At 39.9% G+C, this 17,236-nt stretch carries 18 protein-coding genes; 8 read left to right on the top strand and 10 right to left on the bottom strand.

Annotation, left to right across the window (positions count from 1 at the left end):
* The first annotated feature begins 89 nt into the window (after window positions 1-89).
* Both IJ00_RS13270 and lspA read left to right on the top strand, forming a co-directional pair.
* Window positions 90-677, top strand: a complete 588-nt coding sequence (locus IJ00_RS13270; RefSeq protein ID WP_035153739.1) for a biotin transporter BioY — start codon at window positions 90-92, stop codon at window positions 675-677.
* 46 nt (window positions 678-723) lie between these two features.
* Entirely contained in the window at window positions 724-1,182 is a 459-nt protein-coding gene (gene lspA / locus IJ00_RS13275; protein WP_035153742.1) for a signal peptidase II, read from the top strand.
* Window positions 1,183-1,522: 340 nt separating this feature from the next.
* On the opposite strand, the gene IJ00_RS13280 is transcribed toward lspA, so the two are convergent.
* Complete coding sequence (locus IJ00_RS13280; protein ID WP_035153744.1) at window positions 1,523-3,172, bottom strand: Ppx/GppA phosphatase family protein; 1,650 nt, start codon at window positions 3,170-3,172, stop codon at window positions 1,523-1,525.
* A 489-nt stretch (window positions 3,173-3,661) separates the two neighbouring features.
* On the opposite strand from IJ00_RS13280, the gene IJ00_RS13285 reads away from it, so the two are divergent.
* Window positions 3,662-4,543 (top strand): 4-hydroxybenzoate solanesyltransferase, encoded by an 882-nt coding sequence (locus IJ00_RS13285; RefSeq protein WP_035153746.1) that lies wholly within the window; start codon window positions 3,662-3,664, stop codon window positions 4,541-4,543.
* A gap of 4 nt (window positions 4,544-4,547) precedes the next feature.
* Here the strand turns inward: IJ00_RS13285 and IJ00_RS13290 are convergent, their stop codons facing one another.
* The 4 genes from IJ00_RS13290 to IJ00_RS29035 all read right to left on the bottom strand — a co-directional run bounded on the left by IJ00_RS13290 (window position 4,548) and on the right by IJ00_RS29035 (window position 6,776).
* On the bottom strand, window positions 4,548-4,895 hold the full coding sequence (locus tag IJ00_RS13290; protein WP_035153748.1) for a XisI protein: 348 nt from the start codon (window positions 4,893-4,895) through the stop codon (window positions 4,548-4,550).
* Window positions 4,883-5,302 carry a XisH family protein gene (locus IJ00_RS13295; RefSeq protein ID WP_035153749.1) on the bottom strand — a complete coding sequence of 140 codons (420 nt, stop codon included), beginning with the start codon at window positions 5,300-5,302 and terminating at the stop codon, window positions 4,883-4,885. The genes IJ00_RS13290 and IJ00_RS13295 overlap by 13 nt, the downstream gene beginning before the upstream one ends.
* Window positions 5,303-5,368: 66 nt before the next feature.
* Window positions 5,369-6,628 (bottom strand): FAD-dependent hydroxylase, encoded by a 1,260-nt coding sequence (locus IJ00_RS13300; protein ID WP_035153751.1) that lies wholly within the window; start codon window positions 6,626-6,628, stop codon window positions 5,369-5,371.
* Complete coding sequence (locus IJ00_RS29035; protein ID WP_168163476.1) at window positions 6,606-6,776, bottom strand: hypothetical protein; 171 nt, start codon at window positions 6,774-6,776, stop codon at window positions 6,606-6,608. Before IJ00_RS29035 ends, IJ00_RS13300 begins: the two co-directional genes overlap by 23 nt.
* A 114-nt stretch (window positions 6,777-6,890) precedes the next feature.
* On the opposite strand from IJ00_RS29035, the gene IJ00_RS13305 reads away from it, so the two are divergent.
* The 4 genes from IJ00_RS13305 to IJ00_RS13315 all read left to right on the top strand — a co-directional run bounded on the left by IJ00_RS13305 (window position 6,891) and on the right by IJ00_RS13315 (window position 11,336).
* Window positions 6,891-7,664, top strand: coding sequence for an Rpn family recombination-promoting nuclease/putative transposase (locus tag IJ00_RS13305; RefSeq protein ID WP_035153754.1), 774 nt, complete (start codon window positions 6,891-6,893; stop codon window positions 7,662-7,664).
* Complete coding sequence (locus IJ00_RS29040) at window positions 7,654-7,797, top strand: hypothetical protein (protein WP_168163477.1); 144 nt, start codon at window positions 7,654-7,656, stop codon at window positions 7,795-7,797. The genes IJ00_RS13305 and IJ00_RS29040 overlap by 11 nt, the downstream gene beginning before the upstream one ends.
* A 156-nt stretch (window positions 7,798-7,953) precedes the next feature.
* Entirely contained in the window at window positions 7,954-8,172 is a 219-nt protein-coding gene (locus IJ00_RS13310) for a hypothetical protein (RefSeq protein WP_035153756.1), read from the top strand.
* 185 nt (window positions 8,173-8,357) lie between these two features.
* Window positions 8,358-11,336 (top strand): GUN4 domain-containing protein, encoded by a 2,979-nt coding sequence (locus IJ00_RS13315; protein ID WP_168163478.1) that lies wholly within the window; start codon window positions 8,358-8,360, stop codon window positions 11,334-11,336.
* A gap of 81 nt (window positions 11,337-11,417) precedes the next feature.
* On the opposite strand, the gene IJ00_RS13320 is transcribed toward IJ00_RS13315, so the two are convergent.
* From IJ00_RS13320 to ahcY, 4 genes are all read right to left on the bottom strand, one after another.
* On the bottom strand, window positions 11,418-12,194 hold the full coding sequence (locus IJ00_RS13320; protein WP_035153760.1) for a transposase: 777 nt from the start codon (window positions 12,192-12,194) through the stop codon (window positions 11,418-11,420).
* Between the two features lie 215 nt (window positions 12,195-12,409).
* Window positions 12,410-12,997 carry an IS630 family transposase gene (locus IJ00_RS13325; RefSeq protein ID WP_339366987.1) on the bottom strand — a complete coding sequence of 196 codons (588 nt, stop codon included), beginning with the start codon at window positions 12,995-12,997 and terminating at the stop codon, window positions 12,410-12,412.
* Window positions 12,982-13,482 (bottom strand): helix-turn-helix domain-containing protein, encoded by a 501-nt coding sequence (locus IJ00_RS13330; protein ID WP_035152459.1) that lies wholly within the window; start codon window positions 13,480-13,482, stop codon window positions 12,982-12,984. The genes IJ00_RS13325 and IJ00_RS13330 overlap by 16 nt, the downstream gene beginning before the upstream one ends.
* Before the next feature lie 183 nt (window positions 13,483-13,665).
* Window positions 13,666-14,943, bottom strand: a complete 1,278-nt coding sequence (gene ahcY, locus IJ00_RS13335; RefSeq protein WP_035153761.1) for an adenosylhomocysteinase — start codon at window positions 14,941-14,943, stop codon at window positions 13,666-13,668.
* 615 nt (window positions 14,944-15,558) lie between these two features.
* On the opposite strand from ahcY, the gene IJ00_RS13340 reads away from it, so the two are divergent.
* Window positions 15,559-15,822: a hypothetical protein gene (locus tag IJ00_RS13340; RefSeq protein WP_035153762.1), complete on the top strand. Its 264-nt coding sequence runs from the start codon at window positions 15,559-15,561 to the stop codon at window positions 15,820-15,822.
* Window positions 15,823-15,987: 165 nt separating this feature from the next.
* On the opposite strand, the gene IJ00_RS13345 is transcribed toward IJ00_RS13340, so the two are convergent.
* Entirely contained in the window at window positions 15,988-17,139 is a 1,152-nt protein-coding gene (locus tag IJ00_RS13345; protein WP_035153764.1) for a glycosyltransferase family 4 protein, read from the bottom strand.
* Window positions 17,140-17,236: the final 97 nt, after the last annotated feature.

Below are 17,236 nucleotides of genomic sequence, written 5' to 3' on the forward strand. Positions count from 1 at the left end.
TTAAATTAATTTAATTTCTACAATTTTTTTTTGGCAAATTACCGTGAATTACGGGTGATAAATTCAGATTATTCATGAGCGAATGGTAAATGTTAACCACCTCCAACCAGTTACTATGGTCGATGATTGGCTTGCTCTTAACCATGGGTGGCACTTTTCTGGAAGCCCACATTACCACCCTACCCTGGAGTTGGGGTGAGCAAGGATTGCATTCTCTATCTTTAGGAGTCACCTTTCAAATTGGTGGAGTGCTATTAGTGGGATGTTTGGGGGGTAAAAATGCTGGTGCGCTTTCACAAATTGCCTACATTGTTATGGGGTTAACCTTGCTACCAGTTTTCGCTGATGGTGGCGGTATTGGTTATATTAAATTATCACAATTCGGCTACTTACTTGGTTTTATCCCTGGTGCCTGGATTTGTGGTTTAATTGCCTTTAAAGCTAAACCTAAATTGGAGACTTTGGCGTTTAGCTGTGTTTGTGGGTTGTTAAGTGTCCACCTCTGCGGTATTAGTTATTTAGTTATTAGTTATATTTTACAGCTAAAAGGCACAGAAACGATGTCTTTGATGCAAGCCATTGAAAGATATTCTTGGTTTGCCATCCCTGGACAGTTATCAGTGGTTTGTGTTGTCACCCTCATCGCCTACATTTTACGACATTTAATGTTCTATTAAGCAATGATGAATGAATATGGCTGTTGGCAGGTATGGAGAATTTGCGATGCGCCTCAGAAATCGGATATTTTGGATTACAGCTGTTTCTGCTTTTATCATTGACCAACTTACAAAATATTGGGTAGTGCAGACATTTGATTTGCAGCAGACTTTAGCTTTGTTACCAGGGGTGTTTCATTTTACCTATGTGATTAATACTGGCGCTGCCTTTAGTCTATTCTCTGGTAAGGTGGAATGGTTACGTTGGTTATCCCTCGCTGTCAGTTTAGGGCTAATGGCGTTAGCTTGGTTTAGCCGATGGTTAACTTTTTGGGAACAGTTGGGATATGGATTTATTTTAGGTGGTGCTTTAGGTAATGGTTTGGATAGATTTGCTCTAGGTTATGTGGTAGATTTTCTGGATTTTCGCCTAATTAATTTTCCGGTGTTTAATATTGCCGATGTTTGTATCAATATTGGTATTGCCTGTTTGTTAATTTCTGCTTGGCAAAAACCTCCCAAGTAGGTTTATTTGTAGAAATAATGTTTTCTAATTCAGGTTCTTGCTTCTAGGGAAGGATAGATATGTCCCCATATTTGGAAGAATATTTGGAAGAGTAATCTGTGGTAAATCAGAGACGCTCCACTGGAACGTCTCCATCCGCATTTCTCAATTTAATTTTGAGCGTTTTACATACTACATAAGTTATCTATCACAGTATGTGAATCAGGTATTTTGCAGGTATTTTATTGTTATCTGTACATCATAAAGGTTTTCGCTCATCGGGTTAATTGTAATGGAGAATGCAGGTGTTGCAGGCAAGTCTTATTTATTGAGAATGTTCTAGCAATACATCTATTAATTGTTAATTAAAAGCAGCAATAGATGATTCTAATTGGGTTCTGACTTTGACGGCAAATTCTTCTTCAAAGACGCCTTTTTTATAATCTAAACTCCAAATTTCTAAAGCACAATCGTCGTCAGGATGGGAAGGAAGAAGTCGCAGAAGTAATTCTCTGGTACTAGGATTAAATAGACATTCAACGCTGACGATCGCCCCAATTTGTCTTCTATCTAGGGCAACGGCTAGGCGTAAAATTGCACTAAAATGGTTCACCATGCGTCGATGTTCTTTGTGCAGGAGGTTGCCGTAATTCTCGTGTTTTTTCCTAGGGGGGGATTTGCGATGGTAACGAGCTATATTAGCGATGATTTCGATTTCGGTTTCGTTGTAACCTAAAAGCTCACCGTTACGAATCAGGTAGTAGGAATGTTTGTGGTGAGAATCATGGTTGACATAGTGACCGCAATTATGTAGTATCGCTGCTGCCCAGAGTAACTGACGTTCTTCATCTCCCCAGTTGTGGAGGATACCTTGAAGTTGCTCAAATATACTTAGGGCAAATACGGCAATGCGATCGCTATGTTCCAGATTAATCTGAAATTTCTTGGCTACTTTTAATACACTGCGCTGACGGACAGAACCTTGATAACGCAGACGATTTTCAATTAAGCCATGGGTGAGCATCCAGTCAACTACCACACCTTCCCGTAGTGAACGCTCGCAGACAGTAATATTCTCTACTCCCAGAAGAGTCATGGCTTCCTGTAAAATTACTGCCCCTGCAAGTATCACTTCTGACCTTTTCTCTGGCATTCCTGGTATAGCTGCCCGTTCCGCATTCGTCATTTTACGGAAGCGATTCACCCATTCCTGTAAGTCTTTGAGGCTGAATTGGTAGCCGTTGAGGGTGGAGGGTACCATCCCGGTTTTTTCACGGACATTAATTAATGCCAGAGTTTCAATAGTTCCCGCCGTACCAACTAATTTGGGATGTTCGCCAAAACGCAAATGTGCTAACACTTCTTCCACAGAGCGCTCCAGCATTCCCCTAGCATATGCCTGAAGATATTGAAACTCCGCAGCACTGAGGGGGTCTGTAGCAATTAGTTCACCAGTAAGACGGACAGCACCGATTTTAGTACTTGTGAGGGTGCGTTCTTCATTACTATCACCCAAAATTATCTCCGTAGAACCACCGCCAATATCGATGATGATGTGGGGCTGATTGTTGAATTCCATCCCCGACAATACACCTAAATAGATGCGCCGTGCTTCCTCCTGTCCAGAAATTAAGTCTACCTTTAAGCCTAATTCTGACTCAACCTGTTGTAAAAAGTCTTTACCGTTAGGTGCTTCTCGTACTGCACTGGTGGCAACTGCAATCACGGTTTCCACATTCAGAGTTTTTGCGACTTCTTGAAAACGATGTAAGCTAGCGATCGCCCTTGCCATTACCTCTGGTTTGAGATTGCCTGTCACCAAATCGCGATCGCCAAGTCTGACAGTTTCCTTTTCTCTGCCAATGATACTAAAGGCGGGTAAACTTGGCTCAATTCGCACAATTACCATATGTAGGGAATTTGTTCCCATATCAATGGCAGCAATAATTCGGTGTTGCTCAACTGCGGGAGTGGAAACACTCTTCAGTAGCGCAGAAACTAAGTTCACCATCTGGTGTTGCCTCTTGTTTGTGATGGTAATGGGTATATAGTCGTAATCGTTGCAGGATTGACGGTGGAGAGCTGCCCAAAAGCAAATGTTGATAGAAGCTCCAAATCACTTCTACAAGCACTTGTTGCCAACTTCCTGACAAAAAGCTGCCGTCAGTAGGTTTCAAGAGAAAGCCAAGTATTTTCCCCATTCATCTACTGAATTTCCCCCGGAAATCTTTTTGACAGATTTGTCGGTTTAATTTTTCCGTAGAAGAAGGAAAAACTTTTGAATTTCGTCTTGGCTGTGTCATGCCTTAGCTACTATCAGAACTGCAAATGACGCACTAGAGATGGCGTATCAGAAAATTATCTGATATTCCATAGCCAGTAACTAATATGTATCTAAAAGTTGTGATTTTCTAGTGATGTTTTTACAAATAGCAAATAAAGATATTCTATAGATATGAAGAAGTGTGAACAAATTACTGTCTAGTTATTTCCCCGCCCTATGTTAAGTACACCAGAAATTAACCAAGAATCTTTAGTTAGTCGGGTTTTTCGGCTCTTGCGGTGGAATAAGCCAGAAGGTAGACTAATTTTGATGATTCCGGCGCTGTGGGCTGTGTTTTTGGCAGCTGGTGGTAAACCCCCTTTACCTTTGGTAGGAGTCATTATTCTGGGAACCCTGGCAACAAGTGCAGCTGGTTGTGTTGTCAATGACTTATGGGATAGAAATATCGATCCAGAGGTGGAAAGAACCCGCGATCGCCCCCTGGCTTCCCGTGCTTTATCAATTCAGGTAGGTATTATTGTTGCTGTTGTGGCAATGGCTTGTGCAGCGATTCTCGCCTTCTATCTTAACCGATTAAGCTTTTGGTTATCCGTGGCTGCGGTGCCTGTAATTCTTCTCTATCCTGGTGCGAAACGAGTATTTCCCGTACCCCAGTTAGTATTATCTATTGCTTGGGGTTTTGCGGTTTTGATTAGTTGGAGTGCAGTCACACAAAATATTTCCCTCCCTACCTGGTTACTTTGGGGAGCTACGGTTTTATGGACGCTGGGATTTGATACAGTTTATGCTATGAGCGATCGCGAAGATGATCGCCGGATTGGGGTAAATTCCAGTGCTTTATTTTTTGGGAATTATGCATCGGTGGCGATCGCTCTATTTTTTGCGGGTACTACCCTTTGTCTGGGATGGATGGGATGGCAAATTCACCTCCATGTAGCTTTCTGGATTACCCTAGGTATTGCCACTGCGGCTTGGATTTGGCAAGTCATACGCTTAATGCAACCAGAATTACCTAACTCTAGCTATGCAGAGATGTTTAAGCAAAACGTCTGGATTGGTTTTGTGATTTTAGCAGGGATGATTTTCGGTAATTTTTAATATCCTACCCCACAGCAAAATCTGTAAATTGGCGCATATAGGGGGAGTGAAAACCTAAAACAATATCCTCCTTTTCTACACCCATGGCAACTAATTCCGCAGCGATATCATCTTCGGTACCATTCCATTGAATCCAGATTTTGCCATTTTTGATATCTAAATGCATCACGGGACCAAATATTCGCCGACCTTTTTTATCCCAACCAATATAAATTAGCTGATAATGGTCATGCTGTGTATCAAAAACTTGCTGCATTTCCAAATCGTTATCTGAATGATTTGATGTCCGATTTGCAGCATAGTCACTAATTAGAAATTTGATATACTCTCGATAATTTTCTACTTTTTCCATGCGACAATCTCCTCCGTTCCTGGATTAAATATGAGTAGATTGATTTGACTACGTTGGATTACAGATTGAATAAATGGTGTGGTAAAAAAGTCTTCATAAATTTTATTGCTAATTGCCAAAAATAAAATACGTTCTGGTTGATAATCAGCCAAGGCATAACGATAATTAGTAAATTGACCAATAGCAGTATGAAACTCAGAAATTGTTGATGCACCAAGAAAACTTTTAACCTCAACAGCTATTTGTTGATTTTCCTTGTCTGCTACAATCAGTTTTTCCGCACCTAGGTCAATATACATACCCGTAATTCTTTCTAGGGGAATGTAAAGAGGGTCATCAGTAATCGTCCATCCATCTTTTTCTAGGGCGACTTTCACCGCATAATGGAATTTATCCTTGGCTGACATAATATCATGCCTACTTCCTTGTCATATCACTGAATGTGGGGAATGAGAACTACCCATTCCCTATGATTATCTTGCCAAATCAGGTATTTTTCCCTTCAAGCCAATCATCAGTTTTAAAGTATGAACCTTCAACATAGGTACACGCTTCATCACCCATAAACCTGCCCTTCTAGCAAGAACTAGGGGGAGAAAATTATTAGAAAATACCCGGTCTAACATATCAGTAAACCCTAAAATTGTCAGGTTTTCTAATTTGCGCCAACCTTCGTAACGTTTGAGAACTTGGATACTACCTATATCTTCCCCCGCTTGCTGCGCTGACTGAATAATCTGCGCTAAAGCCGCAGCATCACGTACACCCAAGTTTAAACCTTGTCCCCCCACGGGATGGCAACAGTGAGCAGCATCACCAACTAATGCTAAACGGTGGGAAACATAGCGATCGCTCTGCATGAGTTGCACATTAAAAACAAAGCGATCGCCAAGTAATTCCAATTTACCCAAATGACTCCCAAACCGCTTGGTTAACTCCGCTAAAAACTGCTCGTCATCCAATGCACATAAGGCTTTTGCCTCTTCGTGGGGAGCAGTCCAAACGATGCGGCAACGGTTTCCCGGTAAAGGTAAAATGGCAAAAGGTCCACTCTGCCAAAACTTTTCATGGGCAGTGTGATTATGATGCTTTTCTGGCTTGACAAAGGCAACAATACATGATTGCCAATACTTCCAGCCCTTAGTTTTGATACCTGCGGCTTGGCGAATCGGTGAGCGGGAACCATCCGCAGCTACTAATAACTGACTGCGAACTGTGCGTAATTCTCCGGATACATTAATATCAATAGCTACCATATCCGGTAAATAGCGGCTGGCTATAACTTCTGCCGGACAAAGATAGGTGACATTGGGACAATTCTGGATAAATTCCTGTAGCGGTTCTAATAATGCTTGGTGTTCGGCAACATAACCTAAATCTGTTTTGCCGATATCTGCTGTGGAAAATTCTACTACCTGGGAATAGTCAGCATCGGAGAGTCGAACTTGGCGATAGGTTTCGATGTGGGGCAAAATCTTATCCCAAATGCCGATTCCTTGGAATATCAGGGATGACAACATATGTACAGCGTAGGCTTGCCCTTTGGCAACTGCGGCAGAAGCTACCCGCGCTTCTATCAATAGTATGCTGAAACCAGAATCTTTGAGAGCAGCAGCTAGGGTTAAACCAACAATGCCACCACCAACGATGACCAAATCATAATCATACCCCCTGTGTGCGGCTTGGGGGGCGGAACTAGAAGCCAGGTTTTCAGTAAGCTGCATCGGGGACATTGTTAAGACAAGTAACAGCGTTTTCATCTATATTCTGACGCGATCGCCCCTTGGAGAGCAAGTACGTCTGGGAAAATCGCCGATGAGCGGAATGGAATACTAAAGCCATCTCAAACCAAATAGCGATCGCGAGCGCATCCCAAAACATAACCAAGTAAATGCTATTGCACTCAAGTAAAAACCAAAACTGGAATACAGACTGACCTGTAGAGGTTGCGTTTATCGTAAGCTAACTAAATCTGCTTTGGTGCATCTTTGGGCGATGAAAACCGACACAATTTTCTATACTCTGCTGCAAAATCTTCCCAGTGTTTTATTTGAACTGTTAGAACAGCCTCCAAATCTGGCATTACGCTATAATTTTTCCTCTGTGGAAGTAAAAGAGCTTGCACGACGAATTGATGGGGTATTTTTACCTAAACCTGAGTTTCCAGAATCGCCAATTTATTTTGTTGAAGTGCAGTTTCAGCCAGATGAAGATTTGTATTGGCGCATTATTACTGAGGCTGCGGTTTACTTAAATCAATATAAACCAAATCGAAGTTGCCAGGGGGTTGTGCTTTGGGCAAAACGCAGCTTAGATCCTGGTATTCCTCTGGCATATCAATCTTTATTCGATGCTGGATATATTCGTATAATTTATTTAGATGAGTTAGACGAGGGTTCTGATTCTTCCATCGGTTTAGGTATTATTAAGTTGGTAGTTGCACCAGAAAATGAAGCAGTACAACAAGCAAGAAGTTTAATTGCAGAAGTCAAACAGACAGATGCGGCAAACCGTCGCAACCTTTTAGAATTAGTAGAAAGGATGCTGGTTTATAAATTTTCGTCCTATAGCCGTCAGGAGTTGGAAGCGATGTTTGGTTTAAGTGAATGGAAACAAACCCGTTTTTATCAAGAAGTGAAGGAGGAAACAAAATTAGAAACACTTCCTCGGTTACTGAAAATTGGGTTAACGATAGAACAAATAGCACAAGCACTTGATTTGGATATCGAGGTGGTGCGGCAAGTTGCTAACAAGCAAAATGATAAATAAAGCTGCGATCGCCTCTCTAAAAATAGTCCTGGCTATACAATCTCATAACCACAACCAACGCGATCGCATTCCCAAATCCACAAACAACCGTAATCATATTTTCATCAAAAAACTAACGCGATCGCCTTCCTAAAACTGCTCTTGGCTATATGCGAACGACTCACGTCGCCCAAGCTTTGTACCCAAACTGTAACTAAACATGATGTTTGGCAAAAATTAAGAAATAGTAAATATCTTCAAGTATCTAAGCAATATATAATTTATATAATTTAAATTTTAAATAAAATCTATGACAGAGAATACATCGACCCTGCAACAAGCAATTGATGTTGTGGAAGCACTCGAACCAGAGGAACAAGTAATATTACTCGATATTATTACTAAGCGTTTAAGTCAACAGCGTCGTCATGAATTGATAGTTGATATAAAACAAGCCAGAGATGATTATCAAAAAGGTAATGTTAAACGCGGCTCGGTTGCCGATTTAATGGCGGAGTTAGATGAGTGAAAAATTTGGTTTGGAGTGCGGGATTTGTACGCAAATTCAAGCGGTTAGTTAAGAAAAATCCACCACAATCAAAACCGCGATCGCCTGCACTTTATCAGTGTGGATGATTTATGTATGATTAGTATATCTGCTCAAGTCACCAAAAATACTTAGCAAACATGTATAAATTCACGAAAGACTATTTGGTGCCAATCTTCACGGTAGTGATAAATGGTGTTTTAGCTTACTTTATCAATCAATTACCGGGGATTCGACCAGATCCAGAGAAAGGTATAACAGGTCTTTCCGATACTTCCATATTTGCGATCACAGCTATTTTCACCATTGCACTTTGTATTTTTACCCTAGCTGCACAATCACAACAAAATTCAACTGCAAGCAATATAAATTCATCATCATCAGTCGATCAATCCAATTCTTTGGGAGGATTTTTGCTGTTTTTAATTGGTGCTGTAATTTACGGATTGCTGCAACTAAAGATAATCCCTGAAGAGAATCAAACTGGTTTGGGTTATCTTTCGTTAATTTTATGCGGTTTTGGTGCTGCGGTACCGAGTTTTTTATTAATTCCTCAAAGATGGCAAAATATTTTACTATTTATCTGTTCGGGAACGGGTGTATTTCTGACGTTTCACTATTTTAGCGTTCAAAAACTAAATTCTGCATTTATCTCGTTTATTTTCACTTTATTCTCGATTGTTTTACTGCTGACAAGAGATTTTTTGGTACAGGTAATTAGAAATGTTGCCCATTTTTGGGAAGATTTGCAAAATCAGCAGGCAGATGATAAAAGTAAATTTATTATTAATCTATTAGAAGATTTTTTCTCACCTTTTCAAAAAAAATATTACAAAGCTCTAGAATATAAATGTCGAGATGATGAGACTCAAGGATTAGATAACGACAGAACCTTAGAGTTACAAAAGGTATTTGTACAATTAAAAATAGCTGCTAAAAGCGCTAGTAATACTCAACAAAATATTATTCCCTCTGATGTTAATAAATTCTTGATTTCATCAGAAATTACAATTTGGGATTGTTTAGCAGCAAGGGATGAAAAAGGTAAAAATCTATACAAGAAATTGGTAATTCTCGGAAGACCAGGTTCAGGTAAAACAACATTACTAAGATATTTAACTCTCATTTATGCGACTAAGCAAGAACAAAATATTCATGTTGAAAATAGTCAGAGAATACCAAAATTAATTCCGATTCTCTTTTATCTACGGGAAATCCGCGACATAATTATCAGCCAAAACCCAGCGTTAGAAACATTAATTCAGCAGCAAATAGAAAAGCTCATAGAAAAATTCAAAATTACCAATCAAAATTTAAGTATTCCATCTCACTGGGTCACAAATAAATTACAACAAAATAAATTACTAATCATGCTGGATGGCTTAGATGAAGTTGCCGATAAAATCCAGCGTCAGCAGGTGAGGACTTGGGTAGATGAACAAATGCAAGCTCATCCTGATACAATTTTTATTCTCACTTCTCGTCCCAATGGTTATAAAGAAGTTCAGTCTCACATCTCAGTTGATGAGTTAGAAGTTCAACCATTTAATCGCGAACAAATTACAGATTTTTTACAGCGTTGGTATTTGCAAACTGAAATTAAAAGCCGTGCAGGACAATGTGATGAAGGAGTTAGGCAAATTGCCGCAGAACAAGCTCATAATCTCATTAATCGGATTGTGAATAACCGTTCTTTGGTAGCAATGGCTGTAAATCCCTTGTTACTCAAAATGATTGCAACTGTTCACCGTCGGGGAAATGTACTACCGGGGAAACGAGTTGAACTGTATAAAGATATTTGTCAAATATTGCTGGAAAAACGCCAAAGAGCAAAGAATATCATAGATGGCTTGACTGCTTCTCAGAAACAATCAATTTTACAAGAAATAGCATTGCAATTAATGCTAGCTCGGAAGCGAGACTTTACATTAAATGAAGCCGAAACTTGGATATCTCAACAGTTAACGACGTTACCTAAGTTAAATAATACGGATGATTTTATCAAACATGTTCGTGATGACTGTGCTTTGTTGGTAGAAAAAGAAATTGGAGAATATGAATTTGCCCATTTGAGCTTTCAGGAATATTTAGCAGCAGTTGAAATTATTGAATCGAATCAAGAAAGTATCTTAATCCAAAATATTGATAAAACTTGGTGGTCGGAAACTATTCGTTTATATGCTGCACAAGCAAAAGACGCGACTCCGATTGTCAGTGCAATTATTCACATGTCTTCTCCTTCTATCAATGCTTTTCTTGTAGTCGCAGATTATGAAGATGAAGGCTGGCGAATTGAGCAACAAGTAAGAGACGAATTAGTAAATAAACTTGATACTGGTTTGGAATCTGATGATGCAGAAATTTTTAATTTAGCTGTAGAGGTGAAGTTAGCAAAACGCTTAAATAATTTAGTGCGAGTGGATGAAAATTTAGAGCAAGATAGACCAAACTCATATATTACCTGTGCAGAATATCAGCTATTTATCAACGATAGAAAATATAGTCCTCCCCCAAATTGGCAGAATCATAAATTTAGACCTGGAGATGCAAAAAAAACTGTTACCGGACTGAATAAAAGAGATGCAAATCGTTTTTGTACTTGGTTAAGTGGGAAAGAGTTGAAAGCTCAATTCATTAAATTAGAGACATTTTGTCAACCACTTGAAGGTGACAATGATAAGATTTGCTTGACAAGGGTGAAACTACCAAGTAAATATAGTCAACTAGCAGATTATTTATATCAACAAGAATGGCGAAAAGCTGACGAAGAGACTTCGCGCGTGATGCTACAGGTTGTAGGTAAAGAAGAGCAGGGATATTTTAACCTTAAAGATATCGAAACATTCCCTTGTGAAGACCTTTACATCATTAATCTATTGTGGGTAGTGGAAAGCCAAGGACGCTTTGGTTTTAGCGTTCAGCAAGACATTTACCACAGTTTAGGCGGCACAAAAGAATATAATGAGAAAATATGGAATGACTTTGGCGATCGCGTCGGTTGGAAGAAAGGAGGTTCTTGGTTGAGCTATCATGACTATACCTTTAACCTAAATGCCCCCCAAGGGCATGTACCAGCTATGGGTCACGATGGGGATTGGGGTGATTTCTCTTCTCTCGCGCAGAGACTTGTAGACTGTAACATATAAAAGCTTCAGCCTTTTGTAAAGATTTGTAAAATAGAAAATTTTTACCTAAACATAAGCTTTCCACAAATTCGATACCTGGCACTACAGACTATCATCAAAATCTCCGAAAAACTGCATAGCAATTTTTAGGTCATAACAATTTGCCATAACAAATTTTTCTGCTACCGCATCAATTTCTGGATTGTCGGGTTCCCAAGTAGCCCAAGGTAGCTTAGTTTGACCCGGAGACGCTTTTTTCTTCTTCCCTTTAACGACTTTAGGTAAGAATTTTGCACCCCAGTTGTAGGTTTTTTCTGGTTTTGCTTTGGGTTTATATTTCTTGCAAAATCCCCGATATTTAGCAGCACATTCATCCAATGTCCGTCCCAAGGATAAAAACGCAGGATGCCACTTAGTTACACCATCATCTGTTAACCTGTCATGAGTGCCATAATTACTAAAATCAAAAAAAAATCCTGCCTGTATTTGGGCTGCTTTAGGATTGGCATGAATATAACGTAGTGTATTCAAAGCTCTTTGATAGTCAGTATTTGCAAATGCACTACTGTGATAGCGTTTCTCCCAAAAATGTCCTGTACGATTGAGCATTCGGTTGAAACACATCGCAGTATACCAATTCAACCAATGCATAATTTTAGGTAAATCATCAGGTTGTGATGGTTCAAGCAAGTAGTGGACGTGATTGCTCATAATGCACAAAGCATATAGCTTAAAACCATATTTTTCCTGGGCTTTTTTGATAGCGTAGAGAAATACTTCCCGACATTGGTGACGATTTAAATGAAATTCACGATTATTACAGCGAGTTGTAATGTGATAAGAATATCCTGGTTTGATTTCACGGGGTAAACGAGACATGGTTTATTGAGTTTCGCTTTTTTCTTTGCTTTATCCCTCTTTTGTTACTACGAGGAGAGAAAAATACTATCTCTACTCTGAAAACTAAACAAAATAATGAATTGTGCGGTCGCGTCTTAATTTTGTCATTTAAATTCCTTTATTGAAAAAAGACGTAAATATAATAATTTCGGATTATTCTTTCCCCAAGGTAACAAAAGAGGGTTTATACCAATTCACGAAAAGCCTGATACAAATAAAGCATCAAGAATAAAATCCCAACCTGTGATGGAAGCAACAATTGATGTGTTTAATTGTGCCAACCGATTCCAGATAAATTCTCTTAATTCATCTAAACTTGGGAAGCTTTCCCAAGTTAAATGCCTTTTAACTTCTTCCCACAATCTCTCTATGGGATTAACTTGAGGTGTATGTGGAGGTTGAAATAACAAAACTATGTTTTCTGGTACTTTCAGATGCTGGCTTAAATGAAAAGCTCCATTATCTAACTGAAGAATATGAATATCTTGAGCATAAGTCTGTGAGAATTTTTCTAAAAAAATATTGAAACAGGCTGTATTTAAATGAGAGAATTCCCAGATAAAATACTCTCCAGTTAATGGTTCCACTAATCCATATAAATAAAAATTATCCCGCTTCCATTGCATAATGCCGATGGGCTTAACTCCTTTTTTAGTAATTAGTCTCCCAGCTTCAGTCTTCAATCCCACACGGCTTTCGTCCCCACACCAATATCTAATTGTTTTTTGTCTATCTACTGGTGCTATGACGTGTTTTTTTATTACTTCTAAGTATTGTGGCAGTTTTTTTTAAATTCTAATTCTGCTTCGCTATCGTATTTTATACCTACTGCTCGCGGCACTTTTAGCTTTGCTTTCATTTGATAGCGCACTGTATCGTGTACTACTTTATATGATGCTTCTATCCCTTCTACTGCTTTTAACCATGTTCGTATTTCCTCATAACTTTTGAATCCCTCCGATTCTTGAAGCTCTTTGTCTAGCTGCTCTCTTACTTGTAAGCTAATTATTGCTGGTCGCCCTGGACTCTTTTTCGTTGTTAATAGACCCTTAATCCCTGACTCTTGATACTCTTTCAACCATCTTTGTACCGTTACCCTTGCCCTTCCTACTACCACCGCTACGTCTTGTATTGTTTTCACCTGTCCTATTTTCAGTAAATACAAAGCTTGAATCCGTTCGAGATTTGATGCTGTTTTTTGTTTTCTCAGCAGTTCATGTAATTCCTCTACTGACTCTGTTATTTCTACTTTGGTGACTCCAGCCATCTTTGCTTGCTCATATTTATTCCTTATCTATCTGTATCATATTTTTCGTTAATTGGTATTACCCAGCTTTACACGAGATTACTACAATAAAAAAGATGAGCGCGATCGCCCATCCTTTAATCATCATTTATTCAGCAATCAGAAAGTTATTAAAAACCCCTAATTGTCCCTATTCAAAAAACATTAAGTTCCCGAAGTCCAGGAATTGCTGTAATCGATTTGGTCTTGGGTTAAGGTATCAACAGTAATACCCATAGCTTGCAACTTCAAGCGGGCAATTTCCTTATCCACATCCGCAGGGATTGCATGAATACCGGGTTGCAATTTACCCTTGTTCTTCACCAAATACTCTGCACCCATTGCTTGGTTTGCAAAGCTCATGTCCATAACTGCGCTGGGGTGTCCCTCTGCTGCTGCTAGGTTAACAAGACGACCTTCACCTAGTACAACTACGGATTTACCGTTATTGAGTTTATACTCTTGGGTGAAAGGACGAACGTCTTTGATTTCTTTAGCTTTGCTAGCCAAAGACTTGAGGTCAATTTCAATATCGAAGTGACCAGAGTTACAAACCATCGCGCCATCTTTCATCACGTCGAAGTGTTCGCTACGGATAACGTGTTTGTTACCAGTAACGGTGATAAATAGGTCGCCGAGGGGTGCTGCTTCTGCCATTGGCATGACGCGGAAGCCATCCATAACCGCTTCGATGCCCTTCACGGGGTCGATTTCAGTTACGATAACGCTTGCACCCATTCCAGATGCACGCATAGCTGTACCTTTACCGCACCAACCGTAACCAGCAACAACTACGGTTTTACCAGCTAATAGGACGTTAGTAGCACGAATTACACCGTCGAGGGTGGATTGACCAGTACCATAACGGTTATCGAAGAAATGCTTTGTATCTGCGTCATTGATGTTCATTGCGGGGAACGTCAACACACCATCTTTCAACATCGCTTGCAAGCGGACAATACCTGTGGTGGTTTCTTCTGTGGTACCAATCAGGTCAGCGATTTGATGGGGACGCTGTTGAATTAATGTGGCTACTACGTCGCAACCATCATCAACAATGATATTGGGACGGTGGTCTAAAGCGATTTGGACGTGACGGTTGTAGGTAGCTTCGTCTTCACCTTTGATAGCGAAAACAGGAATACCATAGTCAACTACTAAACTTGCAGCTACGTCATCCTGGGTGGAAAGGGGATTACTAGCAATCAAAATTGCATCCGCACCACCAGCTTTCAGCGCGATCGCCAAATGGGCAGTTTCTGTAGTTACGTGGCAACAAGCCGAAATTTTGATACCTGCGAAGGGTTTTTCTTGTTCAAAGCGATCGCGTATTTGTTTAAGAACTGGCATTTCACGACCAGCCCACTCAATGCGCTGTCTTCCCAAGGGAGCGAGGGCGAGGTCTTTAACCTCGTGCTTTAATCGGGGAGATGTTGCGGTCATCAAAAATTCCTCAATTTTGTGTGTTTAGGATACTCAGTAACTATCTGTTCACTAGCCACAAAAACGCCGATAATATCCTCTTTACAAAGGATTCTTTGGCTTTTTGCAACCCATCATCAGCTAGAAACTGTGTAAAAAAGTTTGCGTAAATACTTACGCTATTCTACTAGCTTATTTCATCATCGGGGGAACAGAACAGAATTTTTGAATCCTGAGACTCACCCGATTTTGGTAAAAAAGTAGCAGCCTGAAGACAATATAACGAAAAAAGTCCGGCGATTGACTAATTGCTAATACCAGATATTGATACTTTACTCCTGAATCTTCACCCTTGCTTATGACTTTCCCGCCATAGCTTGACTTTTCTCCCCTTCCTCCATGGCAAAATTTCTCTGAGGATGGGCAATATAGTATTTATGTACTATAATAAAAAGGTGGCTATTTGGGATTTCCTACAGTTATACCGATTCAAAAAATGTTTACGACAGATACCCCACCCGCCCTATCGGGCACCCTCCCCGAAATCGGGGGGCTGGGGAGGGGTTTTGTCCATGTGTCGTATTGTTTTTTCAAATTGGTATTACATTCTGCAAACTCTAACTGTGAGTGGATTTTATGATAAAACACTATATTCTCAGCTTGAATCCCACCGCCAAGCATGAGTGGGATAGATGCATTCTGCGTGAACCCTTGACTGCCAAACGTCCAGATATTGCTAAGTTAGTTGCGGAAGTTGTGGGAACAGATGCGGGTAATTACTTGGTAAGTGTCAATATTGAAGTCAAGGTATTAGAGCAAACTGTTGCGACTCAGACAGAGCAACTGACATTGAATTTTGCTGAAGTCAACGAAAAACCCCATCTCAGAGAAGTTGCCTAATCCTATAATTGAGAAACCCGACTTTTTTGAGTCGGGAATATCGCAACTTAATTAATGGGATAATTTGCTTCTAAGCTGATGTGCAGCTAAATTGGATAAGTCGAAAACGCAAAATAATTTTACTGTGGGACGGCTTGTCCATTTCCAATATACAAATTAAATACGTTAGGGCTTAATTGGCAATACTCTTAACAATAACTGGGCAATTTGTTGGTTAATGTTTACCACATCAAAACGTTGGCTAGCACTTAATCGGGCATTTTCCGCAATCTTCCCTGTCTTTTCGCGATGGTGGAAACAATCACTAATAACTAATGCCAAATCTTCTGATTTTCCTGGTTCTACTAAGAAACCATTCACCTCGTTTTCGACTAGCTCCATTGCTCCCCCAGCTTTCGCGGCAATTATTGGTTTTCCACAAAGCATTGCTTCTACAATAACTCTCCCAAAGGGTTCGGGTGCGGTGGAAGTGTGAGTAACAACATCACAAGCTGCCATTAATTGGGGAATATCAGAGCGGAAACCGAGAAATTTTACGCGATTTGTTAGTCCTAAATCTGCCACTTGTTGATGCAATTTTTGCACATAATCTTGTTCGCCAAAGAGTGCATCCCCAACTAGAATTACTGCCACATCCTCAGGACATTTGCTCAGAGCTTCCAAAAGGATATGCTGACCCTTCCACGGAGCTAGACGGCTAAAATGCCCAACTATATATTTACCAGATAATCCTAGCTTTTCCCTCATTTCTTGGGCTGTAGACATTGGTATTTCATAGGTTTGGGGATGGAAGCCGTTGTAAACGATTTCCGTGATTTCTGAGCGTCCTCCAGCTTGGATAAAGGCGGTTTTACTGGCTTGGGAATTGGCGATGACTAGGGAGGCAAAGCGGTTAGCTAGGGTGACAGCAACACGGCGATTTGTATTACTAAAATGTTCTGGAGAGAGAATATCATGGAGATGATAAATCAGAGGGCGATCGCTCAAAAAACTTCCCAAGGCTCCCACAACTAAAGCTTTTTGAGTATTGGCATAAATACAATCATAATTTTTTGCTAGTTGGGCAACTTTTTGTACTAATGGTATGAGTTGTCCCACACTACCTAAAGCTTGAAATAGGGAACTTTCCTTCCGAACTTGTAAGGATTTCTGAGTCAGAATCTGTACAGGAATTTGATTTTCTTGGAGAATATTTTTAAATTCACCATCGGCAAATAAACCGACTAAGCTAGTTTCTCTATAGGGTTTGGCAATATCAATTAAACATAACTCTGCACCACCAGGTTTACCACTTTGGTCAAGAAATAGTATTTTCATCTGTATCAATTAGGTAATAGGGAGTAATGAGATTTTTTACTAATAATCTGGTTGAATTTAGCTACATTTGTGCAAAATCCCTTCCCAGAAATTTCTT

This window comes from Calothrix sp. 336/3 (assembly GCF_000734895.2).
Lineage (GTDB): Bacteria > Cyanobacteriota > Cyanobacteriia > Cyanobacteriales > Nostocaceae > 336-3.

What these genes read in the sequence shown, in the direction of transcription:
- IJ00_RS13270 (WP_035153739.1), top strand. Translation starts at nt 90, where the DNA reads ATGTTAACCACCTCCAACCAGTTACTATGGTCGATGATTGGCTTGCTC.
- lspA (WP_035153742.1), top strand. Translation starts at nt 724, where the DNA reads ATGCGCCTCAGAAATCGGATATTTTGGATTACAGCTGTTTCTGCTTTT.
- IJ00_RS13280 (WP_035153744.1), bottom strand. Translation starts at nt 3,172, where the DNA reads ATGGTGAACTTAGTTTCTGCGCTACTGAAGAGTGTTTCCACTCCCGCA.
- IJ00_RS13285 (WP_035153746.1), top strand. Translation starts at nt 3,662, where the DNA reads ATGTTAAGTACACCAGAAATTAACCAAGAATCTTTAGTTAGTCGGGTT.
- IJ00_RS13290 (WP_035153748.1), bottom strand. Translation starts at nt 4,895, where the DNA reads ATGGAAAAAGTAGAAAATTATCGAGAGTATATCAAATTTCTAATTAGT.
- IJ00_RS13295 (WP_035153749.1), bottom strand. Translation starts at nt 5,302, where the DNA reads ATGTCAGCCAAGGATAAATTCCATTATGCGGTGAAAGTCGCCCTAGAA.
- IJ00_RS13300 (WP_035153751.1), bottom strand. Translation starts at nt 6,628, where the DNA reads ATGTCCCCGATGCAGCTTACTGAAAACCTGGCTTCTAGTTCCGCCCCC.
- IJ00_RS29035 (WP_168163476.1), bottom strand. Translation starts at nt 6,776, where the DNA reads ATGTTTTGGGATGCGCTCGCGATCGCTATTTGGTTTGAGATGGCTTTA.
- IJ00_RS13305 (WP_035153754.1), top strand. Translation starts at nt 6,891, where the DNA reads ATGAAAACCGACACAATTTTCTATACTCTGCTGCAAAATCTTCCCAGT.
- IJ00_RS29040 (WP_168163477.1), top strand. Translation starts at nt 7,654, where the DNA reads ATGATAAATAAAGCTGCGATCGCCTCTCTAAAAATAGTCCTGGCTATA.
- IJ00_RS13310 (WP_035153756.1), top strand. Translation starts at nt 7,954, where the DNA reads ATGACAGAGAATACATCGACCCTGCAACAAGCAATTGATGTTGTGGAA.
- IJ00_RS13320 (WP_035153760.1), bottom strand. Translation starts at nt 12,194, where the DNA reads ATGTCTCGTTTACCCCGTGAAATCAAACCAGGATATTCTTATCACATT.
- IJ00_RS13330 (WP_035152459.1), bottom strand. Translation starts at nt 13,482, where the DNA reads ATGGCTGGAGTCACCAAAGTAGAAATAACAGAGTCAGTAGAGGAATTA.
- ahcY (WP_035153761.1), bottom strand. Translation starts at nt 14,943, where the DNA reads ATGACCGCAACATCTCCCCGATTAAAGCACGAGGTTAAAGACCTCGCC.
- IJ00_RS13340 (WP_035153762.1), top strand. Translation starts at nt 15,559, where the DNA reads ATGATAAAACACTATATTCTCAGCTTGAATCCCACCGCCAAGCATGAG.
- IJ00_RS13345 (WP_035153764.1), bottom strand. Translation starts at nt 17,139, where the DNA reads ATGAAAATACTATTTCTTGACCAAAGTGGTAAACCTGGTGGTGCAGAG.